The sequence below is a fragment of the Streptomyces sp. NPDC016640 genome, assembly GCF_043076215.1.
Classification (GTDB): Bacteria; Actinomycetota; Actinomycetes; order Streptomycetales; family Streptomycetaceae; genus Streptomyces.
This window is the reverse complement of record NZ_JBIBRG010000009.1, coordinates 112,353-131,076: the sequence shown is the minus strand read 5'-3', so window position 1 is coordinate 131,076 and position 18,724 is coordinate 112,353. Positions and strand designations below refer to the sequence as shown.

Sequence of the window (18,724 nt, the reverse complement as noted above, 5' to 3'; positions counted from 1 at the left end):
CCCGCTCCGGTACCGCCGGGTAGGGTGCGGCCATGAGTGGTCAGCGCACGACACGTACGGTCCCCGGCAGCAGGGGCCCGGGCACCGCCCGGGCGGGCAGCCGGACCGGGCAGCGGCTGTCCGGGCTGGCCGTGGCCCTCGGCATGGTGCTGTTCCTCGGCGGATTCGTCTGGGGAGCGGTGGTGTACCGGCCGTACACCGTCCCCACCCCGTCGATGTCGCCGACCATCGGTTCCGGCGACCGCGTGCTGGCCCAGCGCGTCGACGGCGGTGACGTCCGCCGCGGTGACGTCGTCGTCTTCACCGACACGACGTGGGCCGACGTCCCCGTGATCAAGCGGGTGGTCGCCGTGGGCGGTGACACGGTCTCCTGCTGCCGGGACGGCAAGCTGGAGGTCAACGGCAGGGAGATCGAGGAACCGTATCTTCCCGAGGGCACGCAGGCCGCCTCCGGGGGCTTTTCCGAGGTGACGGTACCGCGGGGCCGCCTCTTCCTGCTCGGTGACGAGCGTTCCGGGTCGGTCGACTCCACGGCCCATCTGAGCGACGCCGCCGGCGGCACCGTCTCCCGCGGCGCGGTACAGGCCCGGGTCGACGCCGTGGTCTGGCCGATGGACGGCATGCTGCCGGCACCGACCGGCTTCGAGCAGCTCGGGGCCCTCTCCTCGCCCGGTCCGCTGAGGACCGTGGTCGCCATGGTCATCGCGGGCGCCGTGCTCGTGCTCGGCGGGGCCGCGTACGATCCCCTGGCCAAGCGGGCGGGCGCGGCGCGGGGCCGGGCCGACGCCGGGACCGCCGGTGTCCGCTGAGCCCGTCCCGGCGGCCGGGGACTCCTGCGACGGCGGGCTGCGCCGAGTCGCCCGGGTCGTGCTCCTCGACCCGCGGGACCGCATCCTGCTCCTGCACGGCCACGAACCGGACGACCCCGCCGACGACTGGTGGTTCACGCCCGGCGGGGGCGTGGAGGGCGACGAGACCCGTGAGCAGGCCGCACTGCGGGAACTCGCCGAGGAGACCGGCATCACGGAGGTCGAACTGGGGCCCGTGCTGTGGCGGCGGAAGTGCTCCTTCCCGTTCGCCGGGCGCCGCTGGGACCAGGACGAGTGGTACTACCTCGCCCGTACCGCCCAGACGGCGACCGCGGCCACGGCGCTGACCGAGCTGGAGCGGCGCAGCGTCGTGGGAGCCCGCTGGTGGACGTGCCCGGAACTTCTCCGGGCACATGAGACGGTGTATCCGACCAGACTCGCCGAGCTGCTGCGCGCACTGCTCGACGAAGGCCCCCCGGCCGGCCCCGTGACCCTGGACACCGAAATCGTCCGGTGACTCCCGGGACTGGCGCACAATGGTGGGATCGCACGGCTGAAGGGGAACATGCCATGAGCGCCGAGGACCTCGAGAAGTACGAGACCGAGATGGAGCTGAAGCTCTACCGGGAGTACCGCGATGTCGTCGGTTTGTTCAAATACGTGATCGAGACCGAGCGGCGTTTCTACCTCACCAACGACTACGAGATGCAGGTGCACTCGGTCCAGGGCGAGGTGTTCTTCGAGGTGTCCATGGCGGATGCCTGGGTGTGGGACATGTACCGGCCGGCCCGGTTCGTGAAGCAGGTGCGCGTGCTCACGTTCAAGGACGTGAACATCGAGGAGCTCAACAAGAGCGATCTGGAGCTGCCGGGCGGCTGATCCGGAGCGTCGTGGGGGTGCCCGGCCTCCCGGACGGGTGACGGAGTTGTCCACAACCGCCGGCTCCTCCACCAAGATCCACTCCGTGGGACGGCATGCGTGACGGTGGGTGCCGGAGGTGGTCCGGCATGAACGCACAACGAGCACGCAGCGCACTCGGCAGGTACGGCGAGACACTGGCCGCGCGGCGGCTGACCGAGGCCGGGATGACGGTCCTGCGGCGCAACTGGCGCTGCGGCAGGGCCGGAGAGATCGACATCGTGGCCAGGGACGGGGACTCCCTGGTCGTCTGCGAGGTGAAGACCCGCAGGGCCGGGGCCTTCCAGCACCCCATGGAAGCGGTCACGCCGGCCAAGGCGGACCGTCTGCGCGGCCTCGCGGAACGCTGGCTCCAGGAACACGGGGGAGCACCGCCCGGCGGTGTCCGCATCGACCTGGTCGGCGTGCTGCTGCCCGCCCGCGGCGCACCCGTCGTCGAGCATGTCCGGGGGGTGGCCTGACATGGGGTTCGCTCGTACGTGCTCGGTGGCGCTGGTGGGCGTCGAGGGCGTGGTCGTGGAGGTCCAGGCCGACCTGGAACCGGGCGTCGCCGCGTTCACGCTGGTGGGGCTGCCGGACAAGAGCCTGACGGAGAGCCGGGACCGGGTCAGGGCGGCCGTGGTCAATTCCGGCGGGGAGTGGCCGCAGAAGAAACTGACGGTGGGCCTGAGTCCGGCCTCGGTACCGAAGGCCGGCAGCGGCTTCGACATGGCGGTCGCCTGCGCGGTGCTCGGCGCCGCCGAACGGATCGACCCGCGGGTGCTCGCAGACATCGTCATGATCGGCGAACTGGGGCTGGACGGCCGGGTGCGGCCGGTGCGCGGCATCCTGCCGGCGGTGCTGGCCGCGGCTGACGCGGGCTACGAGCAGGTGGTGGTGCCGGAGTGCGCCGCCGCCGAGGCCTCGCTGGTGCCGGGCGTGTCCGTCCTGGGCGTCCGCAGCCTGCGCCAGCTGATCGCGGTGCTCACCGACGAGCCGGTGCCGGAGGAGCCGGCCGAGGAGCCGGCGCGGCCCGACCCGCTGCTGGCCGGTCTGCGCGTCCCCGGCGCCGGAGCGGTCACCGGGATGCACGGCGACGGCGCGGCACACCACGACCGGGGCCATGACCTCGCGGACGTCGTGGGCCAGCTCTCGGCGCGGACGGCGGTGGAGGTGGCCGCGGCGGGCGGGCACCACCTCTTCCTGGAGGGGCCGCCCGGGGCCGGCAAGACCATGCTCGCGGAGCGGCTGCCGGCGGTCCTGCCGCCGCTGGACCGCCAGGCGTCGCTGGAGGTGACGGCCGTGCACTCGGTGGCGGGACTGCTGCCCCCGGGCAGGCCCCTGATCGGCACGGCCCCCTACTGCGCCCCGCACCACTCGGCCACGATGCAGGCCCTCGTCGGCGGCGGCCCCGGGACGGCCCGCCCGGGAGCGGTGTCCCTCTCGCACCGGGGGGTTCTCTTCCTCGACGAGACGCCCGAGTTCAGCAGCCGGGCCCTGGACGCCCTGCGGCAGCCGCTGGAGGCCGGACACGTGATCATCGCGCGCAGCGCGGGTGTCGTGCGCTTCCCGGCGCGCTTCCTGATGGTGCTCGCCGCCAACCCCTGTCCCTGCGGACGCTTCTCGCGGACGCACGACCAGTGCGAGTGCCCGCCCTCGGCGATCCGCCGCTACCAGGCCAGACTTTCCGGACCGCTGCTCGACCGGGTCGACCTGCGGGTCGAGGTGGACCGCGTCACCCGCACCGAACTGACGGCGAGCGGAGCCCGGGGCGAGGCCACCGCCGCGGTCGCCGACCGGGTGCGGGCGGCCCGGGAGCGCGCAGCGGCGCGCTTCACCGGCACTCCGTGGCTCACCAACAGCGAGATCCCGGGACGGGAGCTGCGCAGCCGCTGGCACGCCGCTCCCGGCGCCATGGACGACGCCGAGCGGAGCCTGGAGCGGGGCGTGCTCACCGCCCGGGGACTCGACCGTGTGCTGCGGGTCGCCTGGACCGTCGCCGACCTGGCCGGTCACGACCGGCCCGACGCCGGGGACGTCGCCCTCGCCCTCCAGCTGCGCACCGGCGTCCCGCGCGGGGTGCCCATGGCCATCGGAGCGACGGCATGAGCGCGGTGGGCGGACCCGTGGACGAACTGCTCGGCCGGATCCTCCTCACCCGGGTCGTCGAACCCGGGGACGAGGCCGGCGGGCGCTGGGTGCGGGAACTCGGCGTGGGCGAGGTGGTGCGGCGGTTACGGCAACGGGGTGAACCGCTGCCCGGGGTCAGCGGCAAGCGGTGGGCCGGGATGCTCGCCAGGGCCGCCCGGGCCGAGCCGCGCGGGGATCTCGCCGCGGCGCGCGGCGCGGGAGTGCGGTTCGTGTGCCCCGGGAGCGCCGAATGGCCCGGGCAGCTCGACGACCTGGGTGATGCGCGGCCCCTCGGACTGTGGGTGCGCGGTGGCGCGGACCTGCGGATGTGGGCGCTGCGCTCGGTCGCCGTCGTGGGCGCCCGCGCCTGCACGGAGTACGGCGCGCACATGGCCGCCACCCTCTCGGCCGGCCTCGCCGAGCGCGGCTGGGTCGTGGTCTCCGGCGGCGCCTACGGGGTCGACGGCGCCGCCCACCGCGGCGCGCTCGGCTCGGGTGGTGCCACCGTCGCCGTCCTCGCCTGCGGGGTCGACCGGCCCTACCCGCGCGGACACGCCGGGCTCATCGACAGGATCGGGGAACAGGGCCTGGTCGTCGGCGAGCTGCCGCCCGGCGATCACCCGACACCGAGCAGGTTCATCCTCCGCAACCGGGTGATCGCCGCACTCACCCGGGGCACCGTGGTCGTCGAGGCCGCCCACCGCAGCGGCTCCCTGGTCACCGCCAGGGCCGCCCGGCGCCTGGGACGGCACACGATGGGCGTACCGGGGCCGGCCACCAGTGGGCTCTCGGCCGGGGTGCACGAGCTGCTGCGCCAGGACGCGGTGCTGGTCACCGACGCCGCCGAGGTCGTCGAACTGGTCGGTGACATGGGCGAGCTCGCGCCGGAACGCCGGGGGCCGGTGCTGCCCCGGGACCTGTTGGAACCGGCCGGACGTCAGGTGCTCGCCGCGCTGCCGGGACGCGGAGCGGCCCGCCCCGAGGACATCGCGCGCGCCGCGCAGACCACGCCGGACGACGCGATCGCGAGACTGTACGAACTACGAGCACTTGGTTACGTCGAGCGACACGGCGATGGCTGGAAGTTGACGCGCCAGGCGATGATCTCGGCCCGGGACGGCCCCGAGCCTCGCTGACGCAGCGTGTTCGGCCGTCCGGGGGAACCCCGACACGCCTTGCGATTCCTTCGGTCCGGACACCCCGTCGCTCACACGGAGTGACGGGTGTGCCCCGGCGGGGCGGCATCAGGAACGAATCTGCGCACGGCCCTGCCTCGCTTCTTCGCACACCGCGACGCCGCAGTCACGCTACGCTCACGAGGATCCCGACACGGACAGCCAGATTCGACATCGGACAGACAGAGCACCCAGGCACCACCAGTCCACGGCAGAACGGCACGAGGCGACGAATGCCCCAGCACACCTCCGGGTCCGACCGGGCGGCGATCCCCCCAGCCGCCCGTGACGGTGGCAGCGTGCGGCCGCCCGCTCCCTCGACGCTCGACGAGCTGTGGCGGTCGTACAAGGCGACGGGGGACGAAAGGCTGCGGGAGCAGCTGATCCTGCACTACTCACCGCTGGTGAAGTACGTCGCCGGCCGGGTCAGCGTGGGGCTGCCGCCCAACGTCGACCAGGCGGACTTCGTCTCCTCCGGCGTCTTCGGGCTGATCGACGCGATCGAGAAGTTCGACGTCGACCGGGAGATCAAGTTCGAGACCTACGCGATCACCCGCATCCGGGGCGCGATGATCGACGAGCTGCGGGCGCTGGACTGGATCCCGCGCTCGGTCCGGCAGAAGGCGCGCAACGTGGAGCGCGCCTACGCCACGCTGGAGGCCCGGCTGCGGCGCACGCCGTCGGAGAGCGAGGTGGCCCGCGAGATGGGCATCGCCGTGGACGAGTTGCACGCGGTTTTCAGCCAGTTGTCACTGGCGAACGTTGTCGCCCTGGAGGAGCTGCTGCACGTCGGCAGTGAGGGCGGCGGCCCGCTGAGCCTGATGGACACGCTGGAGGACACCGCCGCCGACAACCCGGTGGAGGTGGCCGAGGACCGGGAGCTGCGGAGGTTCCTGGCGCGGGCGATCAACACGCTGCCCGAGCGGGAGAAGACCGTGGTCACGCTCTACTACTACGAGGGGCTCACCCTCGCCGAGATCGGCAATGTGCTGGGCGTGACCGAGAGCCGGGTCAGCCAGATCCACACCAAGTCGGTGCTCCAGCTGCGCGCGAAGCTGGCGAGTTTCGGCCGCTGAACCGGGCGGCGGAGAGCCGGTCGATTCCCTGGCCGCCGCGGGCGGGGCGTCCGTAGAGTGGACGGGTGCCAAGGATTCGAGCGGCCTCCGTGGCCGAGCACCGGTCGATGCAGCGAGCCGCCCTGCTGGACGCGGCACGTTCCCTGCTGTCCGAGGGCGGTACGGAGGCGCTGACCTTCCCGGCCCTCGCCGAGCGCACCGGCCTCGCGCGATCGTCCGTGTACGAGTACTTCCGCTCCCGGGCGGCCGTCGTCGAGGAACTGTGCCAGGTCGACTTCCCGGTCTGGGCGGCCGAGGTCGAGGCGGCGCTGGCGGTCGCGGGCGGGCCCGAGGCCAAGATCGAGGCGTATGTGCGCAAGCAGCTCGAGCTGGTGGGGGACCGGCGGCACCGGGCCGTGGTCGCCATCTCCGCGAGCGAGCTCGACGCGGGCGCACGGGAGAAGATCCGCGCGGCGCACGGCGGACTCATCGCCATGATCGTCGAAGCGCTGGGCGACCTGGGCCATGCCCAGCCCCGCCTCGCGGCCATGCTGCTCCAGGGCGTGGTCGACGCGGCCGTGCGCCGCACGGAGCTGGGGGCGGCGGAGCATCCGGACGCGATCACGGAAGCGGCGGTCTCCATGGTCCTCAGGGGCGTGAGGGGCTGACGGCCGCGGACTCACCCGGCCCGCGCGGCCCGGACGCCCGCCCGCTCGCTTCGGGCCGGCTCCCCGGCGGCGAGGCGGCCGAGCCGCTGCCCGTCGGCCGGACGGGGTCATGTGCAGGCCGGCCGGACGGGGCCGGGTGGATCTCACCCGGGCGGGGGCGGGGTGACGTCGGCCGGACGGACGGCCCGCTCGACGTCGGCCGGACAGGAGCGGGCCGGCATGGGCCGGAGCGGGTACGGGGCGGCGTGCGTCCGGGGCGGCGTGGGGGGTCGCGCGGCCCTCAGCCCGGGACCGGCACCCGCAGGACCGGCAGCAGTCTCGACGGGCCGCTGCGCAGCAGCCACGGCGGAAGCAGGGCGAGCGGGTCCAGGTAGGCGTCGCCTCTCAGCAGACCCCAGTGCACGCACGGGGTCGGGCAGTGGGAGCCCGCGGGCTCCACCGTGCCGACCACCTCGCCCGCCGTCACCGCCTCGCCCTCGGCCACCGACGCCCGGACCGGCTCGTACGTCGTGCGCAACGGGGGACCGCCCGTGCGCGCCAGCTCCACCGAGACGACACCCCTCCCGGCCACCCGGCCCGCGAACGACACCCGGCCGGCCGCCACCGCCACCACCGGCGTCCCCGGCGCCGCGGCCAGGTCCACGCCCCGGTGCCCGCGGCCGTACGCCGTCGCCGGCGGCTCCCAGCCGCGCAGCACCCGCGGCCGTACCCCCACCGGCCACGCACGCCCCGCGGCCGGCACGGCCGGCACGGCACCGTCCTCGCCCGCCGCCGCGGCCGACAGCCGCGGCGGCGGTGGGGCCAACAGCGCCGCCGGGGTCAGGACCACCAGCAGGGCGAGTCGGACACAGGCCCTCACACATCGGCTCACTCGCATGCCGGGAAGGGTTCCGGAAAACCGTGATCACCGCCCGGACCTGTGGACCACCACCCGGGTTGTGGACAACGGCGTCACCCGGCGCCCCGCGGGTCCCGTACACTTCTGGTGGCGATCCGGGCCACCGGGTCGACTTCGCACGCCCCGACATCAGGACCGGTCACGGCCGGAACCCGGATGTCAGCGCCCCTCGGTCCTTCGTGGCAACGGCGCGTCGCGGGCGTCAGGCGCGGAAGCCGTCCGGCATCCGCGGCACAACCGAGAAATTCGAGGAGATACGGCCATGGCCGTCGTCACGATGCGGGAGCTGCTGGAGAGCGGCGTCCACTTCGGTCACCAGACCCGTCGTTGGAACCCGAAGATGAAGCGCTTCATCTTCACGGAGCGCAACGGCATCTACATCATCGACCTGCTCCAGTCGCTGTCGTACATCGACCGCGCCTACGAGTTCGTCAAGGAGACCGTCGCCCACGGCGGCACGGTCATGTTCGTCGGCACGAAGAAGCAGGCGCAGGAGGCCATCGCCGAGCAGGCCACCCGCGTCGGCATGCCCTACGTCAACCAGCGCTGGCTGGGCGGCATGCTCACCAACTTCTCGACCGTCTACAAGCGTCTGCAGCGCCTCAAGGAGCTCGAGCAGATCGACTTCGAGGACGTGGCCGCCTCCGGCCTCACCAAGAAGGAGCTGCTGGTCCTCTCCCGCGAGAAGGCCAAGCTGGAGAAGACCCTCGGCGGTATCCGCGAGATGCAGAAGGTGCCCAGCGCCGTCTGGATCGTGGACACCAAGAAGGAGCACATCGCGGTCGGCGAGGCCCGGAAGCTCAACATCCCGGTCGTCGCCATCCTCGACACCAACTGCGACCCCGACGAGGTCGACTACAAGATCCCGGGCAACGACGACGCGATCCGCTCCGTCACCCTGCTCACCCGCGTGATCGCCGACGCCGTCGCCGAGGGCCTCATCTCCCGCTCCGGTGTCGCCACCGAGGGCAAGGGCGAGAAGGCCGCCGGCGAGCCGCTGGCCGAGTGGGAGCGCGACCTGCTCGAGGGCGAGAAGAAGGCGGACTCCGAGGACGCCGCTCCGGCCGCCGCCGAGGGCGAGAAGCCGGCCGAGGCCCCCGCCGAGGGCGAGAAGCCGGCGGAGACCGCTGCCGAGGCTCCCGCCGCCGAGGACGCCCCCGCCGCCGAGGACGCCCCGGCCGCCGAGGCCGAGCAGGCCTGACCCACCCGTCAGAGCCGTTGACGGCGGGAGCGGTGACATGCGATCCGCTCCCGCCGTTCACCCGTAGGCCAGCGGCGAGTCGGAAGCCTGCCCTCAGGCAGGTCCTGACCCGTAGATCTCCGATCCTCCAGACTTCGAGAAAGACTCACAGACTCATGGCGAACTACACCGCCGCCGACGTCAAGAAGCTCCGGGAGCTCACCGGCGCCGGCATGATGGACTGCAAGAAGGCGCTGGACGAGGCCGAGGGCAACGTCGAGAAGGCCGTCGAGGCGCTCCGCATCAAGGGCCAGAAGGGCGTCGCCAAGCGCGAGGGCCGCTCCGCCGAGAACGGCGCCGTGGTCTCGATCATCGCCGACGACAACGCCTCCGGTGTCCTCGTCGAGCTGAAGTGCGAGACGGACTTCGTCGCCAAGGGCGAGAAGTTCCAGGCCGTGGCCGCCGCCATCGCCGAGCACGTCGCCAGGACCTCCCCGGCCGACATCGAGGCGCTGCTCGCCTCCGAGATCGAGGCCGGCAAGACCGTCCAGGCGTTCGTGGACGAGGCCAACGCCAACCTCGGCGAGAAGATCGTCCTGGACCGCTTCGCGCAGTTCGCCGACGGCTACGTGACGGCGTACATGCACCGCACCATGCCCGACCTGCCGCCGCAGATCGGTGTGCTCGTCGAGCTCGACAAGCCGAACGCGGAGATCGCCAAGGGCGTCGCCCAGCACATCGCCGCCTTCGCGCCGAAGTACCTCTCCAAGGAGGACGTGCCGGCCGAGGTCGTCGAGTCCGAGCGCCGTGTCGCCGAGGAGACCACCCGCGCCGAGGGCAAGCCCGAGGCCGCCCTGCCGAAGATCGTCGAGGGTCGCCTCAACGGCTTCTTCAAGGACGCCACGCTGCTCGGCCAGCCCTACGCGCTGGACAACAAGAAGTCCGTCCAGAAGGTCCTGGACGAGGCCGGTGTCACCCTGAAGCGCTTCACGCGCATCAAGGTCGGCATCTGAGTCCGTACCGCGACGGGCGCGCGACCCCGATAGGGTCGACAGCAGTCGTTCGGATACGCGTCCACGCGACGGCGCGTGCCGGACGACAGCAGATCTGACGAGGAGGCCATTGCCGTATGGGATGCGAAACACGCCCCACCGGCAATGGCCTTCTTCGTATGTGCAACACGTGAAAGAGGCGGGATCCCGATGACCACCAAGGCCGAGAAGAGCGACGACGGCAAAGTACGCGGCCGGTTTCTGCTGAAGCTGTCCGGAGAGGCCTTCTCCGGCGGCGGGGGCCTGGGCGTCGACCCCGACGTGGTGCACGCCATCGCACGCGAGATCGCGGCCGTCGTACGGGACGGCGCGCAGATCGCGATCGTCATCGGCGGCGGCAACTTCTTCCGCGGCGCCGAACTCCAGGTACGCGGCATGGACCGGGCCCGCTCCGACTACATGGGCATGCTCGGCACGGTGATGAACTGCCTCGCCCTCCAGGACTTCCTGGAGAAGGAGGGCGTCGACTGCCGCGTGCAGACCGCCATCACCATGGGGCAGGTCGCCGAGCCGTACATCCCGCTGCGCGCCGTACGGCACCTGGAGAAGGGGCGCGTGGTCATCTTCGGCGCCGGTATGGGCATGCCGTACTTCTCCACCGACACCACCGCCGCCCAGCGCGCCCTGGAGATCGACGCCGAGGCGCTGCTCATGGGCAAGAACGGGGTGGACGGGGTCTACGACTCGGACCCGAAGACCAACCCGGACGCCGTGAAGTTCGACGCGCTCGGCTACGGCGAGGTCATCACCCGGAATCTGAAGGTCGCCGACGCCACGGCCGTCACGCTCTGCCGTGACAACAGCCTCCCGATCGTCGTCTTCGAGCTCCTGAAGGCGGGCAATATCGCCCGCGCCGTCAAGGGTGAGAAGATCGGCACGCTTGTGGGTGACCAAGCCGACCGCGACTGACCGGGGGATGGACAATGTCCTGCCGGTCGGAAACCGTGCAGGAAGAAGACGCGACGCAGCCGGCCGCCGCCCCGACAGGGAACCGCAGCCGGGCCTACTCAAGACACGCAGGAGCAAGTGGTGATCGAAGAGACCCTCCTCGAGGCCGAGGAGAAGATGGAGAAGGCCGTCGTGGTCGCCAAGGAGGACTTCGCCGCGATCCGCACCGGTCGTGCGCACCCGGCGATGTTCAACAAGATCGTGGCCGACTACTACGGCGCGCCGACGCCGATCAACCAGCTGGCCTCGTTCTCCGTGCCGGAGCCGCGCATGGCCGTGGTGACGCCGTTCGACAAGAGCGCGCTGCGCAACATCGAGCAGGCGATCCGCGACTCCGACCTGGGCGTCAACCCGAGCAACGACGGCAATATCATCCGAGTGGTGTTCCCCGAGCTGACCGAGGAGCGCCGCCGCGAGTACATCAAGGTCGCCAAGGGCAAGGGTGAGGACGCCAAGGTCTCCATCCGCTCCGTGCGCCGCAAGGCCAAGGACGCCATCGACAAGCTGGTCAAGGACGGCGAGGTCGGCGAGGACGAGGGCCGCCGTGCGGAGAAGGAGCTCGACGACACCACGGCGAAGTACGTCGCCCAGGTGGACGAGCTCCTGAAGCACAAGGAAGCGGAGCTGCTCGAGGTCTGATGAACGACTCTTCCTGGGGGGCGCCGCAGACCGGGTACTGGGGGCCGTCCGACCAGGGACCCGGCCGGGGGGTTGCCCCGGCGGGTCCCGCGTACGATGCGCACTACGCGCAGCAGACTCGCCCCGTGCCCATCGGGCCCGAGGTACCCGAACGCGGCGGTGACCAGGACGGGAACCGGGATGCCGCTCGGCTGAGCGGCCCTCTGTTCCGAGACGAGCCGACGCGGGCCCGACCCCTGCCGGGGGAGGTGCCGCAGAATCCGGAGCCCATGCCCGACGCCCCGCAGCCGGCACCCGTGCCGCAGAGGAAGAGCGCGGGGCGCGATCTCGGCGCCGCGATAGGCGTCGGCGTCGGACTCGGCGTGGTGATCGTCGCGTCGCTGTTCGTCGTCAAGGCCGCCTTCGTCGGCGTGGTCGCCGTCGCCGCCGTGGTGGGCCTGTGGGAGCTGACCAAGCGGCTCGACGAGCGCAAGGGCATCAAGGTGCCCTTCGTGCCCCTCGCGGCCGGCGGCGCGGCCATGATCGTCGCCGGGTACGCCCGGGGGGCCGAGGGCGCCTGGGTGGTCATGGCGCTCACCGCGCTGGCCGTCCTGCTGTGGCGGATGACGGCACCGCCCGAGGGCTACCTCAAGGACGTCACGGCGGGACTCTTCGCGGCGTTCTACGTACCGTTCCTGGCGACCTTCGTCGCCATGATGCTGACGGCCGGCGACGGCGCGTGGCGGGTCCTGACCTTCCTGGCGCTGACGGTGGTCAGCGACACCGGCGCCTACGCCGTCGGCTGGCGCTTCGGCAAGCACAGGCTCGCCCCGCGGATCAGCCCCGGCAAGACCCGCGAGGGCCTGCTGGGGGCGGTGGCCTTCGCGATGGCGGCGGGCGCGCTGTGCATGCACTTCCTGATCGACGACGGCATCTGGTGGCAGGGCCTGCTGCTGGGGCTCGCGGTCGCCGCCAGCGCCACCCTCGGCGACCTGGGCGAGTCCATGATCAAACGGGACCTGGGCATCAAGGACATGGGCACCCTGCTTCCCGGCCACGGCGGCATCATGGACCGGCTGGACTCGCTGCTCCCGACGGCGCCGGTGGTGTGGCTGCTACTGGTGATCTTCGTCGGCTCCGGCTGACGGTACCCGCACGGCCGCGTCGGGCCCCCGTCCTCCCAGGGCGGGGGCCCGACCGCTGCCGGATCGGGACACCCTTGTGGATCTGCGACACTGGTCGTGTCATGCCTAAGCCCGGAGAACTCACTTTCGTCGCGCCGCGCGGAGCCAAGAAGCCGCCGCGGCACCTTGCCGACCTCACGCCCGCCGAGCGCAAGGAGGCGGTCGCCGCGGCCGGTGAGAAGCCGTTCCGCGCCAAGCAGCTCTCGCAGCACTACTTCGCGCGGTACGCGCACGATCCGGAGCAGTGGACCGACATCCCGGCCGCCTCCCGCGGCAAGCTCCAGGAGGCGCTGCTTCCCGAGCTGATGTCCGTCGTGCGGCACCTGTCGACCGACCAGGGCACCACTCGCAAGACGCTGTGGAAGCTGTTCGACGGCACGCTCGTCGAGTCCGTGCTCATGCGCTACCCGGACCGGGTGACCATGTGCATCAGCTCGCAGGCGGGCTGCGGCATGAACTGCCCGTTCTGCGCCACCGGCCAGGCCGGACTCGACCGGAACCTGTCCACCGCCGAGATCGTGCACCAGATCGTGGACGGGATGCGGGCCCTCAGGGACGGCGAGGTCCCGGGCGGACCGGCGCGGCTGTCCAACATCGTGTTCATGGGCATGGGCGAGCCGCTCGCCAACTACAACCGGGTCGTGGGCGCGATCCGCCGCCTCACCGACCCCGAGCCGGACGGGCTCGGGCTGTCGCAGCGCGGGGTCACCGTCTCGACCGTCGGCCTCGTCCCCGCGATCCACCGGTTCTCCGACGAGGGCTTCAAGTGCCGCCTCGCCATCTCGCTGCACGCCCCCGACGACGAGCTGCGCGACACCCTCGTCCCCGTGAACACGCGGTGGAAGGTGCGCGAGGTGCTCGACGCCGGTTTCGAGTACGCGGCGAAGTCCGGGCGCCGGCTGTCCATCGAGTACGCCCTGATCCGGGACATCAACGACCAGGCGTGGCGCGGTGACCGCCTCGGACGGCTGCTCAAGGGCCGGCCCGTGCACGTCAACCTCATCCCGCTCAATCCGACGCCCGGCTCCCAGTGGACCGCCTCGCGGCCCGAGGACGAGAAGGCGTTCCTGGAGGCGATCGCCGCGCATGGTGTGCCGGTGACGATCCGGGACACCCGTGGCCAGGAGATCGACGGGGCGTGCGGTCAGCTCGCCGCGAGCGAACGGTAATGTGACCCGTGTAAGCACATCTTCATATTCCGACAGGGGAGCGCCACAGCGCTGAGAGTGCGGCACCGGCCGCAGACCCTCCGAACCTCGCCCAGGTCATTCTGGGTAGGGAGATCGGTCATCACTCGAGCTGTTGCGCCCTGCCCGGGACCTGTCACAGGGTTCCGGGCAGGGCCGCGTCTCTTCCTGGTCACTCCAGGAGGAATCCAGTGGGCATCACCAAGAAGGTCACCGTCCTGGCCGTCGGGCTGGGACTGGTCACGCTGTCCGCGTGCGGGTCGTCCGACGACGGCGGCACGGGTGGCGACGGCGGGTCCAGGACCGTGACCCTCGTCAGCCACAACTCGTGGGCCGCGTCGAAGGACGTCATCGCCGCCTTCGAGAAGCGGTCCGGCTACAGGGTCAGGGTCCTCGAGGACGGCGACGCCGGGCAGGCCGTCAACAAGGCCGTCCTGACCAAGGACAACCCCCAGGGCGACGTCTTCTTCGGCGTCGACAACACCCTGCTCTCCCGCGCCCTCGACAACGGGCTGTTCCAGCCGTACGAGGCGAAGGGGTCCGACCTGATCCCGGACGAGTTCCGCGCGGACCGGGACAAGCACCGGGTCACGCCCGTCGACACCGGCGACGTGTGCGTCAACTACGACAAGGCGTGGTTCAGCGAGCACGAGCTGGCCCCGCCGAAGACCTTCGACGACCTGATCAAGCCCGAGTACAAGGACCTCCTCGTCGTCGAGAACGCCTCCACCTCCTCGCCCGGCCTCGGCTTCCTGCTCGGCACCGCCGCGCAGTACGGCGACGGGGACACCTCCCGCTCGGGCGAAGCCGGGAGCGGGGGAGGCTGGCAGGACTACTGGAAGAAGCTCAGGGCCAACGGCGTGAAGGTGGTCGACGGCTGGGAGCAGGCCTACAACGAGGAGTTCTCCGGCTCGGCCGGCGGCAAGCAGGCCAAGGCCGACCGTCCGCTGGTGGTCTCCTACGCCTCCTCCCCGCCCGCCGAGGTGATCTACGCCGACCCGAAGCCGGACACCGCACCCACCGGCGTCGCCGAGGGCACCTGCTTCCGCCAGGTCGAGTACGCCGGACTGCTGAGCAACGCCGGGAACCCCGAGGGCGGCAAGGCGCTGCTCGACTTCCTCATCAGCAAGCCGTTCCAGGACGACATGCCGCTCAACATGTTCGTCTACCCGGTGCGCGAGGACGCCCGGGTGCCCGCGGAGTTCACCGAGTTCGGGCCGCAGGCGAAGGACCCGCAGACCATGGACCCGGCGGAGATCGCCGCCAACCGTGACCGGTGGGTCAAGTCGTGGACCTCGCTCGTACTGAAGTGAGGCGAACCGCGGCGACACGGCGCGGGAGCGCGGCGCGGCTCGGCCTGATGGCCGTGCCCGTCGCGTTCTTCGCCGTCTTCTTCGCCCATCCCGTCGCCGCGATCGTCGCGCGCGGACTGAAGGCCGACGGGACCTGGCACCTCGGGCGGATCGGCGACGTACTGGCGCAGCCCGACGTCCGGCAGGTCCTGTGGTTCACCACCTGGCAGGCCCTCGTCTCCACCGCCCTCACCCTGCTGGTCGCGCTGCCCGGCGCCTACGTCTTCGCCCGCCTCGACTTCCCCGGCAAGCAGGTGCTGCGGGCGGTGGTCACCGTGCCGTTCGTGCTGCCCACGGTCGTGGTCGGAACGGCGTTCATGGCGCTCGTCGGTCGCGGCGGACTCCTCGACGAGCTGTGGGGCGTGCGGCTGGACACCACCGTGTGGGCGATCCTGCTCGCGCACGTCTTCTTCAACTACGCCGTCGTCGTGCGGACCGTGGGCGGACTCTGGTCCCAGCTCGACCCGCGGCAGGAGGAGGCGGCGCGGATGCTCGGCGCCTCCCGGTTCGCGGCCTGGCGGACCGTCACCCTGCCCGCGCTCGCGCCCGCCGTGGCGGCCGCCGCGCTGATGGTCTTCCTGTTCACCTTCACCAGCTTCGGAGTGGTGCAGATCCTGGGCGGGCCCACCTTCTCCACCCTCGAGGTGGAGATCTACCGGCAGACCGCCGAGATCTTCGACCTGTCCACGGCCGCCGTCCTGACGATGATCCAGTTCGTCGCCGTGGCCGCGGTCCTCGCCCTGCACGCCTGGACCGTACGGCGGCGGGAGACCGCGCTGCGGCTGGTGGACGCCTCGGTGACCGCGCGCAGGCCGCGCGGCGCCGGGCAGTGGGCGCTGCTGGCCGGCGTCGTGGCCACCGTCGCCGTCCTGCTCCTGCTGCCGCTCGCGGTGCTGGTGGAACGGTCCTTCGCCGACGCCGGCCTCGGCTACTACCGGGCGCTGACCCGGGACGACGGGGGAGTGTTCCTGGTCGCGCCGGTCGAGGCGGTCGGCAACTCGCTGCGGTACGCCCTCGCCGCCACCGCCATCGCCGTGCTGGTCGGTTCCCTCGCCTCCGTCGCGCTGACCCGGCGGGACGCGGGCCGGCTGGTGCGCGGCTTCGACGCGCTGCTGATGCTGCCGCTCGGGGTGTCCGCGGTGACGGTCGGCTTCGGCTTCCTGATCGCCCTCGACGAGCCGCCGCTGGACCTCAGGGCCTCCTGGATCCTGGTCCCGCTCGCGCAGGCGCTGGTCGGCGTGCCCTTCGTCGTGCGGATCATGCTGCCGGTGCTGCGGGCCGTGGACGTACGGCTGCGGGAGGCGGCGGCGGTGCTCGGGGCGTCGCCGTGGCGGGCGTGGCGGGAGGTGGACCTGCCGATGGTGCGGCGGGCGCTGCTGATCGCGGCGGGGTTCGCCTTCGCGGTGTCGCTGGGGGAGTTCGGGGCGACCGTGTTCATCGCGCGGCCGGACAACCCGACGCTGCCGGTGGCCGTGGCACGGCTGCTGGGCCGGCCCGGGGACCTCAACTACGGCCAGGCGATGGCCTTGTCGACGATTCTGATGATCGTGTGCGCGGTGGCGCTGCTCGTGCTGGAGCGGCTGCGGACCGACCGGACCGGGGAGTTCTAGATGCTGCTGAGCCTGGAGGACGCGACCGTCCGCTTCGGGGGACGGGCGGTGCTGGACGCCGTCGGTCTGCAGGTCGCCGAGCACGAGATCGTGTGCGTGCTGGGGCCCAGCGGCAGCGGGAAGTCCACGCTGCTGCGGGCGGTGGCCGGGCTGCAGCCCCTCGACTCCGGGCGGATCCGGATCGACGGACACGACCGGACGGATGCGCCCGCGCACCGGCGCGGGGTGGGACTGATGTTCCAGGACCACCAGCTCTTCCCCCAGCGGGACGTGGGCGGGAACGTCGCCTTCGGGCTGCGCATGCACGGGGCAACGCGCACGGAACAGGCGGCTCGTGTACGGGAGTTGCTGGAGCTGGTGGGACTGCCGGGGGCGGCCGGGCGGGCCGTCGCCGCGCTGTCCGGCGGTGAGCAGCAGCGGGTGGCGCTGGCCCGTGCGCTCGCCCCGAGCCCCCGGCTGCTGATGCTCGACGAGCCGCTCGGCCAGCTCGACCGCTCGCTCCGGGAACGCCTCGTCGTCGAACTACGGGAGCTGTTCGGCCGGCTGGGCACCACCGTGCTCGCCGTGACCCATGACCAGGGGGAGGCGTTCGCGCTGGCCGACCGGGTGGTGGTGATGCGGGACGGGCGGATCGCCCAGTCCGGAACGCCCCTGGAGGTGTGGCAGCGGCCGGCCGACGCCTTCGTGGCGCGCTTCCTCGGCTTCGAGAACGTGGTCGAGGCCACGGTGGGCGACGCGCTCGCCGTGACCCCCTGGGGCAAGGTCCCCGTGCCGGAGGACGCCCCGCACGGCGGTCGGACGCTGCTGATACGTCCCGCCGGAGTGCGTCTGGTCCCGGCCGGCGAGGGCCTGCGCTGCACGGTCGCCGCACGCACCTTCCGCGGCACCCATGTCGCCGTCCGCCTCCGGCCCGAGGACGCGCCCCACCTGGAGGCGGCCTGCGCGCTCAGGACCGCGCCGGAGGTCGGGGACGAGGTCGGGGTGGAGTTCGACGCGGCGGAGATCGTCGTACTGGGCTGACGCCCCGCGTGGGGCGGCGCCCCGTGTGGGCCGGTGTCTCCACGTGTGCCGGTGCCCCCGCCGGACGCGGTCCGCAACGCAGGTGGCCCGCCCCCGGACGGGGACGGGCCACCGGAGTCACCGCGGTGTCCGCGAGACGTCAGCTTCCGCTGTTGTTCGCCCCACGGCGGCGCATGCCGAAGAAGACCGCGCCACCGCCGACCACGACCAGCGCGCCCGCGACACCGGCGATGAGACCGGTGTTGGAGTTGGCGCCGGTCTCGGCGAGGTTCGACTCACCGGCCGGGGACGGCGCGTTGCTCGCCGTGTCCGCCGGAGGGGTGCTCTCGCTCTCGGACGCCGACGGGGTCGGCGTGCCGGGCTCCTCGGCGGGGGCGGAGGGCGTCTCCTCCTCCGGGGTGCTGGGCGTCGGAGCCGGGGTCTCCTCCTCCGCCTTCTTGCAGGCCGTCGCCGGCGTGACCAGGTTCGGCTTGATGTCCTCGTCGACGTAGGGCTTCGCCTCGACGTGGATGCGGTACTCGGCGTTCGGCTTCCAGTCCTCCTCGAAGGTGATGGTGGTGCCCTCGCGGGTGCCCTTGACCACCTGCTCGCCGATCTTTGTCTCACCGGCACCGCTGTTCTGGAACACGGTGACGGTGGCGGGAACCCCGGCCGGGTCCACGTCGGTGACGGTGATGACGCCCTTGTCACCGGCACACTTGGCCTCGGCCGAGAACTCGTTGATGTTGCAGGCCACGGCGTTGCCGACGACACCGAGCGCGAGCGCGGCGGAGGCGGAGACGACACCGAGGGCACGCAACGTGCGCGAGGCCGTGCGGCGGGATACGGACAGAACTGCCACGTTTGTCCTTTACATGGGTACGCAAATGCGGGGGGTTGAGGGAGTGTTGACGAAGCATCAGCACTCCCATGTGAAACCCAGGTCTATAAGCGTTGCATAA

19 protein-coding genes and 1 riboswitch are annotated in these 18,724 nt (G+C 72.0%); of the genes, 17 read left to right on the top strand and 2 right to left on the bottom strand.

The window, feature by feature from the left end:
- Positions 1-32: 32 nt before the first annotated feature.
- The 8 genes from lepB to ACF07S_RS20200 all read left to right on the top strand — a co-directional run bounded on the left by lepB (position 33) and on the right by ACF07S_RS20200 (position 6,734).
- The gene (lepB, locus tag ACF07S_RS20235) at positions 33-809 is read left to right on the top strand and encodes a signal peptidase I (RefSeq protein ID WP_391974723.1); all 777 of its coding nucleotides are present in this window, start codon (positions 33-35) and stop codon (positions 807-809) included.
- The gene (locus tag ACF07S_RS20230) at positions 799-1,326 is read left to right on the top strand and encodes an NUDIX hydrolase (RefSeq protein ID WP_391974722.1); all 528 of its coding nucleotides are present in this window, start codon (positions 799-801) and stop codon (positions 1,324-1,326) included. Before lepB ends, ACF07S_RS20230 begins: the two co-directional genes overlap by 11 nt.
- A gap of 53 nt (positions 1,327-1,379) precedes the next feature.
- On the top strand, positions 1,380-1,688 hold the full coding sequence (locus ACF07S_RS20225; RefSeq protein WP_003965949.1) for a DUF2469 domain-containing protein: 309 nt from the start codon (positions 1,380-1,382) through the stop codon (positions 1,686-1,688).
- 128 nt (positions 1,689-1,816) lie between these two features.
- Positions 1,817-2,188 carry a YraN family protein gene (locus ACF07S_RS20220; protein ID WP_391974721.1) on the top strand — a complete coding sequence of 124 codons (372 nt, stop codon included), beginning with the start codon at positions 1,817-1,819 and terminating at the stop codon, positions 2,186-2,188.
- Between the two features lies 1 nt (position 2,189).
- Positions 2,190-3,815 (top strand): YifB family Mg chelatase-like AAA ATPase, encoded by a 1,626-nt coding sequence (locus tag ACF07S_RS20215; protein ID WP_391974720.1) that lies wholly within the window; start codon positions 2,190-2,192, stop codon positions 3,813-3,815.
- Entirely contained in the window at positions 3,812-4,972 is a 1,161-nt protein-coding gene (gene dprA / locus ACF07S_RS20210; RefSeq protein WP_391965475.1) for a DNA-processing protein DprA, read from the top strand. Before ACF07S_RS20215 ends, dprA begins: the two co-directional genes overlap by 4 nt.
- A 272-nt stretch (positions 4,973-5,244) precedes the next feature.
- The gene (gene whiG / locus ACF07S_RS20205; protein ID WP_391965476.1) at positions 5,245-6,087 is read left to right on the top strand and encodes an RNA polymerase sigma factor WhiG; all 843 of its coding nucleotides are present in this window, start codon (positions 5,245-5,247) and stop codon (positions 6,085-6,087) included.
- A gap of 89 nt (positions 6,088-6,176) precedes the next feature.
- Entirely contained in the window at positions 6,177-6,734 is a 558-nt protein-coding gene (locus ACF07S_RS20200) for a TetR/AcrR family transcriptional regulator (RefSeq protein WP_391974774.1), read from the top strand.
- Positions 6,735-7,014: 280 nt separating this feature from the next.
- Here the strand turns inward: ACF07S_RS20200 and ACF07S_RS20195 are convergent, their stop codons facing one another.
- Positions 7,015-7,611, bottom strand: a complete 597-nt coding sequence (locus tag ACF07S_RS20195) for a murein hydrolase activator EnvC family protein (protein ID WP_391974719.1) — start codon at positions 7,609-7,611, stop codon at positions 7,015-7,017.
- A gap of 283 nt (positions 7,612-7,894) precedes the next feature.
- Between ACF07S_RS20195 and rpsB the strand changes: the two genes are divergently transcribed.
- The 9 genes from rpsB (at position 7,895) to ACF07S_RS20150 (ending at position 17,783) form a co-directional block, all read left to right on the top strand.
- Entirely contained in the window at positions 7,895-8,833 is a 939-nt protein-coding gene (rpsB, locus tag ACF07S_RS20190) for a 30S ribosomal protein S2 (protein ID WP_391974718.1), read from the top strand.
- A gap of 155 nt (positions 8,834-8,988) precedes the next feature.
- Positions 8,989-9,825, top strand: coding sequence for a translation elongation factor Ts (gene tsf, locus ACF07S_RS20185; protein ID WP_391965479.1), 837 nt, complete (start codon positions 8,989-8,991; stop codon positions 9,823-9,825).
- A gap of 189 nt (positions 9,826-10,014) precedes the next feature.
- A complete protein-coding gene (pyrH, locus tag ACF07S_RS20180; RefSeq protein WP_391965480.1) occupies positions 10,015-10,773 on the top strand; it encodes a UMP kinase in 759 nt (252 codons plus the stop codon).
- Between the two features lie 120 nt (positions 10,774-10,893).
- Positions 10,894-11,451, top strand: a complete 558-nt coding sequence (gene frr, locus ACF07S_RS20175; protein ID WP_044388432.1) for a ribosome recycling factor — start codon at positions 10,894-10,896, stop codon at positions 11,449-11,451.
- Positions 11,451-12,575, top strand: coding sequence for a phosphatidate cytidylyltransferase (locus ACF07S_RS20170; protein WP_391974717.1), 1,125 nt, complete (start codon positions 11,451-11,453; stop codon positions 12,573-12,575). Before frr ends, ACF07S_RS20170 begins: the two co-directional genes overlap by 1 nt.
- Positions 12,576-12,676: 101 nt before the next feature.
- The gene (gene rlmN, locus ACF07S_RS20165; protein WP_391965482.1) at positions 12,677-13,783 is read left to right on the top strand and encodes a 23S rRNA (adenine(2503)-C(2))-methyltransferase RlmN; all 1,107 of its coding nucleotides are present in this window, start codon (positions 12,677-12,679) and stop codon (positions 13,781-13,783) included.
- 24 nt (positions 13,784-13,807) lie between these two features.
- A riboswitch (TPP riboswitch) is annotated at positions 13,808-13,913 on the top strand.
- Between the two features lie 79 nt (positions 13,914-13,992).
- Entirely contained in the window at positions 13,993-15,114 is a 1,122-nt protein-coding gene (locus tag ACF07S_RS20160; protein WP_391974716.1) for a thiamine ABC transporter substrate binding subunit, read from the top strand.
- A 47-nt stretch (positions 15,115-15,161) separates the two neighbouring features.
- Positions 15,162-16,763, top strand: a complete 1,602-nt coding sequence (locus tag ACF07S_RS20155) for an ABC transporter permease (RefSeq protein WP_391974715.1) — start codon at positions 15,162-15,164, stop codon at positions 16,761-16,763.
- Complete coding sequence (locus ACF07S_RS20150) at positions 16,764-17,783, top strand: ABC transporter ATP-binding protein (RefSeq protein WP_391965485.1); 1,020 nt, start codon at positions 16,764-16,766, stop codon at positions 17,781-17,783.
- A gap of 139 nt (positions 17,784-17,922) precedes the next feature.
- Here the strand turns inward: ACF07S_RS20150 and ACF07S_RS20145 are convergent, their stop codons facing one another.
- Positions 17,923-18,624, bottom strand: a complete 702-nt coding sequence (locus tag ACF07S_RS20145) for an LAETG motif-containing sortase-dependent surface protein (protein WP_391974714.1) — start codon at positions 18,622-18,624, stop codon at positions 17,923-17,925.
- Positions 18,625-18,724: the final 100 nt, after the last annotated feature.

Coding starts and splice junctions, on each gene's coding strand:
- lepB (WP_391974723.1), top strand. CDS start 33: ATGAGTGGTCAGCGCACGACACGTACGGTCCCCGGCAGCAGGGGCCCG.
- ACF07S_RS20225 (WP_003965949.1), top strand. CDS start 1,380: ATGAGCGCCGAGGACCTCGAGAAGTACGAGACCGAGATGGAGCTGAAG.
- ACF07S_RS20220 (WP_391974721.1), top strand. CDS start 1,817: ATGAACGCACAACGAGCACGCAGCGCACTCGGCAGGTACGGCGAGACA.
- ACF07S_RS20215 (WP_391974720.1), top strand. CDS start 2,190: ATGGGGTTCGCTCGTACGTGCTCGGTGGCGCTGGTGGGCGTCGAGGGC.
- dprA (WP_391965475.1), top strand. CDS start 3,812: ATGAGCGCGGTGGGCGGACCCGTGGACGAACTGCTCGGCCGGATCCTC.
- whiG (WP_391965476.1), top strand. CDS start 5,245: ATGCCCCAGCACACCTCCGGGTCCGACCGGGCGGCGATCCCCCCAGCC.
- ACF07S_RS20195 (WP_391974719.1), bottom strand. CDS start 7,611: ATGCGAGTGAGCCGATGTGTGAGGGCCTGTGTCCGACTCGCCCTGCTG.
- rpsB (WP_391974718.1), top strand. CDS start 7,895: ATGGCCGTCGTCACGATGCGGGAGCTGCTGGAGAGCGGCGTCCACTTC.
- tsf (WP_391965479.1), top strand. CDS start 8,989: ATGGCGAACTACACCGCCGCCGACGTCAAGAAGCTCCGGGAGCTCACC.
- pyrH (WP_391965480.1), top strand. CDS start 10,015: ATGACCACCAAGGCCGAGAAGAGCGACGACGGCAAAGTACGCGGCCGG.
- ACF07S_RS20170 (WP_391974717.1), top strand. CDS start 11,451: ATGAACGACTCTTCCTGGGGGGCGCCGCAGACCGGGTACTGGGGGCCG.
- rlmN (WP_391965482.1), top strand. CDS start 12,677: ATGCCTAAGCCCGGAGAACTCACTTTCGTCGCGCCGCGCGGAGCCAAG.
- ACF07S_RS20155 (WP_391974715.1), top strand. CDS start 15,162: ATGGCCGTGCCCGTCGCGTTCTTCGCCGTCTTCTTCGCCCATCCCGTC.
- ACF07S_RS20150 (WP_391965485.1), top strand. CDS start 16,764: ATGCTGCTGAGCCTGGAGGACGCGACCGTCCGCTTCGGGGGACGGGCG.